Source organism: Vibrio chemaguriensis (genome assembly GCF_012275705.1).
Classification (GTDB): domain Bacteria; phylum Pseudomonadota; class Gammaproteobacteria; order Enterobacterales; family Vibrionaceae; genus Vibrio; species Vibrio diabolicus.
Window position 1 is genome coordinate 1 of record NZ_SHOE01000048.1, and the last position, 8,171, is coordinate 8,171.

An 8,171-nucleotide genomic window follows, 5' to 3' on the forward strand; every position below is an offset into this window, starting at 1 on the left:
GTTCAAAGGATTGCAAGCTATGTATAAACAAACAGAAGTTAATAAAGTATTACTAACCCTCCTTTTTATCCTAAGCGCGATCATAATATTTACGTCTAGCCACGTAAGCAGCGCAGTGATTGCATTATTAATCAATTTGGTTATAGCTGTATTGTTTTACTCTATGACAGTCGGAGTAAGTGGAAATAAAATTTACTGGTATTTTGGTTTCGGCTTTCTTCGCAAAGAAGTGGAACTGTCTGACATTGTACAGACTTCACTTTATGAGACTAAGTGGTATCAAGGTATAGGGATTCGTATGTTAAAAGATGGCTGGCTGTACAATGCTTCTGTGGGTAAAGCTCTTAAGTTAACACTGACTAGTGGTAAAAATGTTTATCTTGGGTGCAAAGACTGGAAAGCTCTTCAGAACGCGTTAAACTCCACCAACTAACAAAGCATTCAAGAGGGGTTCCCAACGCTTGGCAGTTTTGGTTTGAATCGGCTTTAGTGTTTACGGCACAATGGTTTAGTTTGGGTGGAATGCGTTGTTCACCCCTTAATGCGGCGTTATACAGCAAGGAGGATTTATGCAACGATTACTTAAACGACGAATAATAGTAATACCTGTAAGTGTGGTGATTATTATCTTATTGATGGTGTTTTTTATATATAGGTCTGAATTTAAAGGGGGTTTTTCAGGGGCTGTATCTGATTGGGGAAGTTTTGGTTCTTATTTTGGAGGCGTTGCTGGTCCGATTGTAGGTTTATTTTCATTAGTCGCAGTACTAATTACTATTAAATTACAAGCAACGCTTATAGACAGCCAAAGGAGTGAGTTTATTAAGCTTCATAAATTGCAAAGTGATACGTTAGAGCAAACTCGAATTCAAGTTGACCTTCAAAAAGACTCTCTAGAGCAGACTCGAGAACAAGTTGCATTACAATTTACACAAATGGAATCTGAATCGATGGCTCGTGAACGTGAAAACTGTCTTTCTGTAATTGACTCTTACTTGAATTTACAAGATATTTATTTAGACCTTAAAGTTGAAAAAAATAATATGGACATTAAAGTTTGTGAAATAGAGCAATTGACTGGTGATAATGCAGGATATCCAGACAATCACTTTGAAGTTAAAAAAGCTACATTGCAAAATGAGCTACTCAATTATAAGGCTTTACATGCATCAACTAATCAAAAGCTTCATCTGCTAAAAGCTGATATTTTAGCTAGCCAATTTGAAACAGCCAATGAACTTCGGATTTTCTTTGGAAAAAAAGCGAAAGAAATTTTAAATTCTGGAAATGCTGTATAACAAGCAATTTAAGAGGGATTCACAACGCTTGGCATTTTTGCTTCTACTTCAAATTTAGTGTTTATGGCACAAAGTTTTAGACTGGGTGGTAGCGTTGTTCACCCCTTAATTGGGCGTTAGGTTGCTTTTAAGATTGTAGGCTTAGTAGTTCGGCGCTCAGCCACTTCAAGTCCATCAGTTGACTTTACTTTCGCGTCTGTGTGGCTCGAACATTTTCATGTGAAAGCGTAGTTTAGTGGCTAAATTTTGAGTTCAGTGGTTCACCGTTTTTGAGCGCTAACGGCCAATTCAGTTTTCAGAAACCGATTTTCCCAAAAGATTCTACGGTTCGGTGTTTTCAAGTTCAGCGCATCTTGGTTCGGTGAATCACCGCAAAAACAGTGAAGTGTTTGTCATTTGAGTTCAGTGGCTGTTGCGGTGCACTCAACATTGGTGTTTACGGTGGCTTGTTTAAGTTCAGTGGAATGTTGGCAGCCACTTAGCAGGGCGTTAGTTGCCAACGAGGAAAAATGTACCTAAAGCAGAATGTTTAGGGCTAATGTCCGTGTGTTTTTGGCTAGGTTTTCGTATTTCAATTTCTAGTTATTAGGTGTTGTGAAAATCGTGCTTTGGTCCCTTGCGCGATTTGGGTTTTCTGTTTCAGACGCTGATGAGCTTGTTGAAAGTCTGCTCTGCTGTATTGTCGTTCCAAAAGGTTTGTTTGGTGTTCAAATGCCGTTTTCTACGGCGTTGTAAATTCCAAGTGGTTTCAGTGACAGGCGCTTTGAAACTGCGCCTGATCTAAGTATCTCAAGATACGAAATATGGGCGTTGGCAAAGTCCAGTAAACTTCAAGTCACTGCCGTGGGCTTGGCAACTAACAAACTGTTCAAGAGGGATTCCCAACGCTTGGCGGTTTGGTGGTAAGTTTGGTAAAAGTGTTTACGGTGTAAATGTTTAGGTTGGGTAGTTAGCGTTGGTCACCCCTTAACAGGGCGTTATATGCGCTCGATAAAATTGAATATGGATGGTCATGGATAATATCGAAAAAGAGCTTTATCAAGCAGCAGTAGAACTAGTAAGTATGCGATATCCTTCGGGGTGGGGCGGTGCTGCGGCTGTTAGAACTGAGTCAGGGAAAATATTAACAAGTATTGCCCCTGATACTAAAAATGATGCTCTTTCATTGTGTATGGAAGTGGGAGCTTATTTAGAGGCTCATAAACTCAATGAGCGAGTGACCCACTCATTATGCCTATGTCGTGAAAGCGAGAACGATGAGTTTCTAATCTTGTCACCATGTGGAGTTTGCCAAGAGCGCCTCGTTCACTGGGGTGGGGACGTCAAAGCAGCTATTACGACTCCAGATAATGCATTGGTTTTCAAAACTATAAGTGAATTAATGCCTCATCATTGGTCACTTGTAAACGGCAAAGCACTATAACAAAGCGTTTAAGGCGGATTCACAACGCTTGGCGATTTCAGTTTAAGTTGAATTTTGTGTTTAAGGTACAATGGCTTAGGTTTGGTGGTTAGCGTTGTTCACCACTTAACGCGGCGTTATGCCTATAAGAGGAAATATGGATAGTAAATGGGAGTGCTTTGGGTGCGGGCATAGCAATGAACACTCATCATTGAAATGTGAAAAGTGCGGGTAGGCAAAGAGCTTGCAAACAAACAGATGGCAAACCACCTGTTAGGGAATGACAAAGTGAAATCGAAGTTTGAATATTGCTGTGATAAATGTGGATCAGAGTCATATGAGGTTGGTGAGTTGAGAGCCAGTGGTGGATTTTGGAGTACATTTTTCAATTACAACAAACACCGTTTTTATTTCTTATCATGCAGTAGCTGCGGTCACACTGAGTTTTACAAACGAGGTCTAGGTACTGGACAAAAAATACTAGATTTTCTAGGTGGTTAGCATAGGCATAACAAACTGTTTAAGAGTGATTCGCAACGCGTGGCATTTTTATTATGCGTTGGTTTTAGTGTTTAAGGTGGTATGCGGGAGCTTCGGTATTGCGTTGCTCACACCTTAACAGGGCGTTAGTGCTCAAGCTAAACCTTTGGTAGCGATAGGTTAGAATATTCTGATAGTTTATAGGATGTAAGGTTTTGAATAATCGAAAAGTATATAAGAAGTGCAAAAAACATATCTTTAGCATGTTATACAAATCTTATCCAAAGCCCATTGATATTGATGGATTCAACATTGAAGGGCGAGATACACCAAAATCAAAAAGGAAGTTGGTTAATTATTACGATGTGATGAAGTCTTGGGAAAGTGGATATAGTAGTGGTGACGGGAACCCGTTCCAGGAAGAATTGGATTTATACTGTTACACTATCAACGAAATGGCTAAAGAGGGGATTATCAGCTTCGATAGACAAAGAGAAGGTAAAACCCGCTTTTTTTATAATTGTGTTCTTTCGACAGAGGCTGTGAGCAAGACAGACATATTAATGTTTGAGCCGAACTTTTATGGCTTTGGCATACGTCTTAAGCCTCTGTTCGACCTGATTCGTCGCAACTTTTGAGATCGCACTAACAAACAATTTAAGAGGGATTCCCCACGCTTGGCATTTTGGACTTGGGGCCAGTTCAGTGTTTAAGGCGTCCAAATTAAGTGTGGTGGTCGCGTGGCTCACCCCTTAATTGGGCGTTATGCGACAAGGCAAAATTTTTAGGTTTCTCTAAATTTAATCTCTTTGGCCAACCGTTTTTTTGGTTTCGGCAAATCAGCATTTTCGGTCCAAATTCTTGAATCACTCCAACCGTAAAACATGCCAAAGTTCGTGAAGTTGCCTCATTAAAAATCGCATTTGGTCGTTAAAAGTTTTTCGGGCGCAAAGTGTGGAAAGGGCAAGTTTACGGAAAGTCGGTATTCGCTGAAACTTCTGTTCGTTAAGTTTCTCACAAGTAAAAGCCAAATCTTTGCTTTAAAGCCGCGTTTCGCACTTGTGGCGGCCCTTCAAGAAATGTTGAATCCGTTGGTTCTTGAATCACAAAAAGTTATATGCGCGTTTGTAGTTTTTCGTGTTTAAGGTAATGTTTTCTTCGGTCAATTCAGCGTTTGCGTACAATTCGCATAACAAACAATTTAAGCAGATTCGCCGCGTGGCAGTTTTGGTTTGCAGTGAGTTTTGTGTTTAAGGCGCAATGCGGTGGCTTTTGTATTGCGTTGCTCACTACTTAATTGGGCGTTATGTGTATTGGGATTTTATGCGTTTAGATTTAAAGTCAAACATCATTAAACTAATTGATAGTAATGGTCTTTTTGGTGTTATGAATAACACTAAGTGGAACAATTTGCTTGCAGCGTTGAGCGATATCGACGAGCTACTAAGCTACCGAGTAACCTACATTGACGGGTCGACATGGCCGGAAAGTGACTCTAGTTATCAATATACCAGTGAACTGGCACAAATATGGGGAAACTTTCGAGCGATACATTTTATTGATATTGACGCTCGTATCTCTCACTCAAGAGGCGTTTTGCTAGAGCCAGAAGTTCTAGAACATAGGGATAAGGTCATTGCTATATGTAAGAAGCAAAATGCCAAAATATCTCTCACAGAGTGTGGTGTTAGAATTTGGGGCTATTTTCAGCACGGTAAAGATATAGAAATGTATAAATACACATAACAAAGCGTTTAAGGCAGATTCCCAACGCTTGGCGCTTTGCATTCTAAATTGAGTGTAGTGTTTACGGTGTAAAGGTTTAGGTTAGGTGGCTGGCGTTGCTCACTACTTAACGCGGCGTTATGTAACATGGAGGTTCAATGAATATCGCAGTCATATTAGGTACTTCTAAATCTGACGGTAATACGAGAAATTTAGCCGAGTCATTTGTCGACTTATCGGGCGCAAAGTTGTTTGATCTCTCTGAGTTTGATATTAGCTTTTACGACTATGAGCATGAAAATAGAAGCGATGATTTCCTACCGATAGTCCATGAATTAGTTGGTTTTGACCATATTGTGTTTGCTTCACCTGTTTATTGGTATTCAATGTCGGCGCAATTGAAAGTGTTCTTCGACCGATTGTCAGACCTTTTAACTATCGAAAAAGGGTTAGGGCGTAAACTCAAAGGGAAGTCTATTTCAGTCCTATCTACCGGTTACAACCTAAAGCTGCCCGACTGTTTCGTAAAACCATTTGAATTAACAGCAAATTATATGCAATTGGAGTTCAAAGGTTGTGAGTATCTTGCTATACAAACTGAGTCGGACTTAGGTAAAGTATCAGACAGTGCAGCGCAAGCTCTTGAAAATGTTACATAACAAACGCTTCAAGGCGGATTCGCAACGCGTGGCATTTTTACTATGCGTTGATTTTAGTGATTAAGGTGGTATGCGGAAGCACCGTATTGCGTTGCTCACCACTTAAGCGGGCGTTATACGAATAGAGGGAAATTATGTACAAAAGTACTGATTTTAACTTGGATTCAAAAGAGTTCAGGTTTAAGAAAGACTCATATCCTTTGTCTAAGATAAACAATGTTAGGGTTAAAAAGTTAAGTTTTCTTGATAATTTAGGTCAAGTTTTATTCTGGGTGTGTGTTTTTTCAGGGGCAGTTTGGTTAGTTATTCCAAGGTTGGAAGAGGTACCACAATGGCTACTAGTTTTAGTTCTTAGTCTGACGGTCGTAGGTTTGGTCTTTGCTCTTCTTCGTTGCTCTAAATATGCACTTCAAGTCGAGTTTCGCCACATAGATGAAACGGGCGTTCAATGGGTTAATGTCGCTAAGTCATACTCAAAGTCAGATTGTGAGTTATTTGAACAACAAGTGTTGGCACTGAAGAAATTCGTATAACAAATTGTTCAAGAGTGATTCGGCACGCGTGGCATTTTTATTATGCGTTGGTTTTAGTGGTTAAGGTGTTATGCGGAACCTTCGGTATTGCGTGCCTCACACCTTAACAAAGCGTTAGCAGTCAAGGATGAATATGAAACAAAACTATCAAGTTCATGAAGACATGTATGTTGAAGCTCGCCAAGCTGGCTGGAAAGGTTGGGGTGGCAACGAGCGAATGTCTAAAGCAGTTTTAGTGGAGCGTTTTCTCGAGCTATTTAAACGACCCGTGCAAGGTAAATTGCTCGAATTAGGTTGCGGTGAAGGACATCATTGCAGAGCTTTCCAGAAGTTGGGCTTTGAGGTGACAGGTATAGATATTTCACCAACCGCAATTGAATGGGCAAAGGAAAAAGCCAGAGCGACAGGAGTCAAGGGTAATTATTATTCAGCTGACCTAACGGCAGAGTCTCTTGAACTTCCAGAACGTTATGATGTTGTCATTGACGGTAATTGCTTGCATTGCATTATCGGTGCAGATCGAGTCATATTTTTGAGTCATGTTTATCGTTCACTGTCTGAAAACGGGGTGTTTTTTGTCAGTAGCTTGTGTTCTAAAAATGAAAATAGCTATGAAACTTATAGGGATGGCAGTCCATATCGCCATGTTACCTCTGAAAGTGATCTTGTCGTTGAACTAGAGAAAGCAGGGTTCCAAGTGCTTCATATCAGTGTCTATGAGCGTGAAGCTTCAAACCACATAACGGTGTATGCGATAAAAGCATAATTTGGTGTATAAAAAACTGCTAACAAACTGTTTAAGAGTGATTCGCAACGCGTGGCATTTTTACTATGCGTTGCGTTTAGTGTTTAAGGTGGTATGCGGTGACATCGGTATTGCGTTGCTCACACCTTAACAGGGCGTTATATGCACGGGAGAGTTCAGTGGAAGAAAGAATCCGAAAGAGGGAAGTCAAAGTCTGCCCTATAGTGCTTAGAAAATCAGGAAACAATCGCGAGTTACTGCTGTTTGAACATCCATTAGCTGAAGTTCAGTTGGTTAAAGGCACATTAGAACAGTCGGATATTTCTATTGAAAGTGCCGCCTTGAGAGAGCTAAAAGAAGAATCAGGGTTATCTAGCGTATCAAGAACTCGCTACCTAGGTAGTTGGGAAAGCGGTTTTCAAAATCATTTGTGGCACTTCGTGCTTTGTGAAATAGAGCAACAATTACCGAATAATTGGAGTTTCTTTACTCAAGACGACGGCGGGCATGAATTCAATTTCTTCTGGCATAAAGTAGGCAGTCAGCCCGATTTTAAGTGTAATAAAGTATTCTCTGACGCCATCAAACAAGTGGAAATTCTGTGCATATAACAAACAATTTAAGAGGGATTCACAACGCTTGGCATTTTTGCTTCTACTTCAAATTTAGTGTTTATGGCACAATGCTTTAGGTTCGGCGGTTGCGTTGCTCACCCCTTAATTGGGCGTTATGCGTAATCGATGGAGTATCAGATGAAAGTAGTAGAAGCTGAAAAATCGGATTTAGATTCATTCTTTGCGTATCTTGAAAATCAGCTGTATGAAAATGGTAATGGCGAAGTTCCTCTTTTCCAACCAATTTCCAGAGAGGAAAGTGAAATTCCAGAAACAACAAAAGATAAGTTTATCCAAGGTTTTTCACATCAGTTCGGCGATTTAGGTTGGAGAAAGCTCTGGGTTGTAAAAGACACTTCTGGAAGTATCAAAGGACACATTGATCTTCGCTACCATGGCGATGAAAGCCGTTCTCACAGAGTTTTACTTGGCATGGGCGTAGATGCCACTTGTCGCAAGCAAGGCCTTGGTCAAAGGCTGATTGATACAGTCATAAACTTCTGCGAAGAAAAAGCAGAAATTGATTGGCTCGATCTTTGTGTATTATCGGAAAATATTCCGGCAAAGAACCTCTATCTTAAAACAGGTTTCAGTGTTGTCGGAGAGTTCAAAGATCAATATAGAATCGAGACTCACAACGCTTGGCGATCTCAGTTTAAACTTGGCTTTAGTGTTTAAGGTGTAAGGGTTTAGTGTAGGTGCTTAGCGTTGTACG

11 protein-coding genes are annotated in these 8,171 nt (G+C 40.3%); all 11 read left to right on the forward strand.

Annotation, left to right across the window (positions count from 1 at the left end; genetic code table 11):
- Positions 1-19 precede the first annotated feature (19 nt).
- The 11 genes from EX191_RS22445 (at position 20) to EX191_RS22520 (ending at position 8,134) form a co-directional block, all read left to right on the forward strand.
- Positions 20-433, forward strand: a complete 414-nt coding sequence (locus EX191_RS22445; RefSeq protein ID WP_193448531.1) for a hypothetical protein — start codon at positions 20-22, stop codon at positions 431-433.
- A 136-nt stretch (positions 434-569) separates the two neighbouring features.
- Positions 570-1,298 (forward strand): hypothetical protein, encoded by a 729-nt coding sequence (locus EX191_RS22450; protein ID WP_136676628.1) that lies wholly within the window; start codon positions 570-572, stop codon positions 1,296-1,298.
- A 1,012-nt stretch (positions 1,299-2,310) separates the two neighbouring features.
- Positions 2,311-2,721, forward strand: coding sequence for a cytidine deaminase (locus tag EX191_RS22455; protein ID WP_193448532.1), 411 nt, complete (start codon positions 2,311-2,313; stop codon positions 2,719-2,721).
- A gap of 237 nt (positions 2,722-2,958) precedes the next feature.
- Entirely contained in the window at positions 2,959-3,201 is a 243-nt protein-coding gene (locus tag EX191_RS22460) for a zinc ribbon domain-containing protein (RefSeq protein ID WP_080765108.1), read from the forward strand.
- Positions 3,202-3,395: 194 nt separating this feature from the next.
- Positions 3,396-3,818: a hypothetical protein gene (locus tag EX191_RS22470; protein ID WP_053047151.1), complete on the forward strand. Its 423-nt coding sequence runs from the start codon at positions 3,396-3,398 to the stop codon at positions 3,816-3,818.
- A 685-nt stretch (positions 3,819-4,503) separates the two neighbouring features.
- The gene (locus EX191_RS22480; RefSeq protein ID WP_180709687.1) at positions 4,504-4,926 is read left to right on the forward strand and encodes a DUF6678 family protein; all 423 of its coding nucleotides are present in this window, start codon (positions 4,504-4,506) and stop codon (positions 4,924-4,926) included.
- Positions 4,927-5,063: 137 nt separating this feature from the next.
- Complete coding sequence (locus EX191_RS22485) at positions 5,064-5,564, forward strand: flavodoxin family protein (RefSeq protein ID WP_193448534.1); 501 nt, start codon at positions 5,064-5,066, stop codon at positions 5,562-5,564.
- Between the two features lie 134 nt (positions 5,565-5,698).
- Complete coding sequence (locus EX191_RS22495; protein ID WP_140329321.1) at positions 5,699-6,097, forward strand: DUF6232 family protein; 399 nt, start codon at positions 5,699-5,701, stop codon at positions 6,095-6,097.
- 127 nt (positions 6,098-6,224) lie between these two features.
- Positions 6,225-6,863, forward strand: coding sequence for a class I SAM-dependent methyltransferase (locus tag EX191_RS22505; RefSeq protein WP_193448535.1), 639 nt, complete (start codon positions 6,225-6,227; stop codon positions 6,861-6,863).
- A gap of 158 nt (positions 6,864-7,021) precedes the next feature.
- On the forward strand, positions 7,022-7,453 hold the full coding sequence (locus EX191_RS22515) for an NUDIX hydrolase (RefSeq protein ID WP_167426483.1): 432 nt from the start codon (positions 7,022-7,024) through the stop codon (positions 7,451-7,453).
- Positions 7,454-7,594: 141 nt separating this feature from the next.
- Complete coding sequence (locus EX191_RS22520; protein WP_193448536.1) at positions 7,595-8,134, forward strand: GNAT family N-acetyltransferase; 540 nt, start codon at positions 7,595-7,597, stop codon at positions 8,132-8,134.
- Positions 8,135-8,171: the final 37 nt, after the last annotated feature.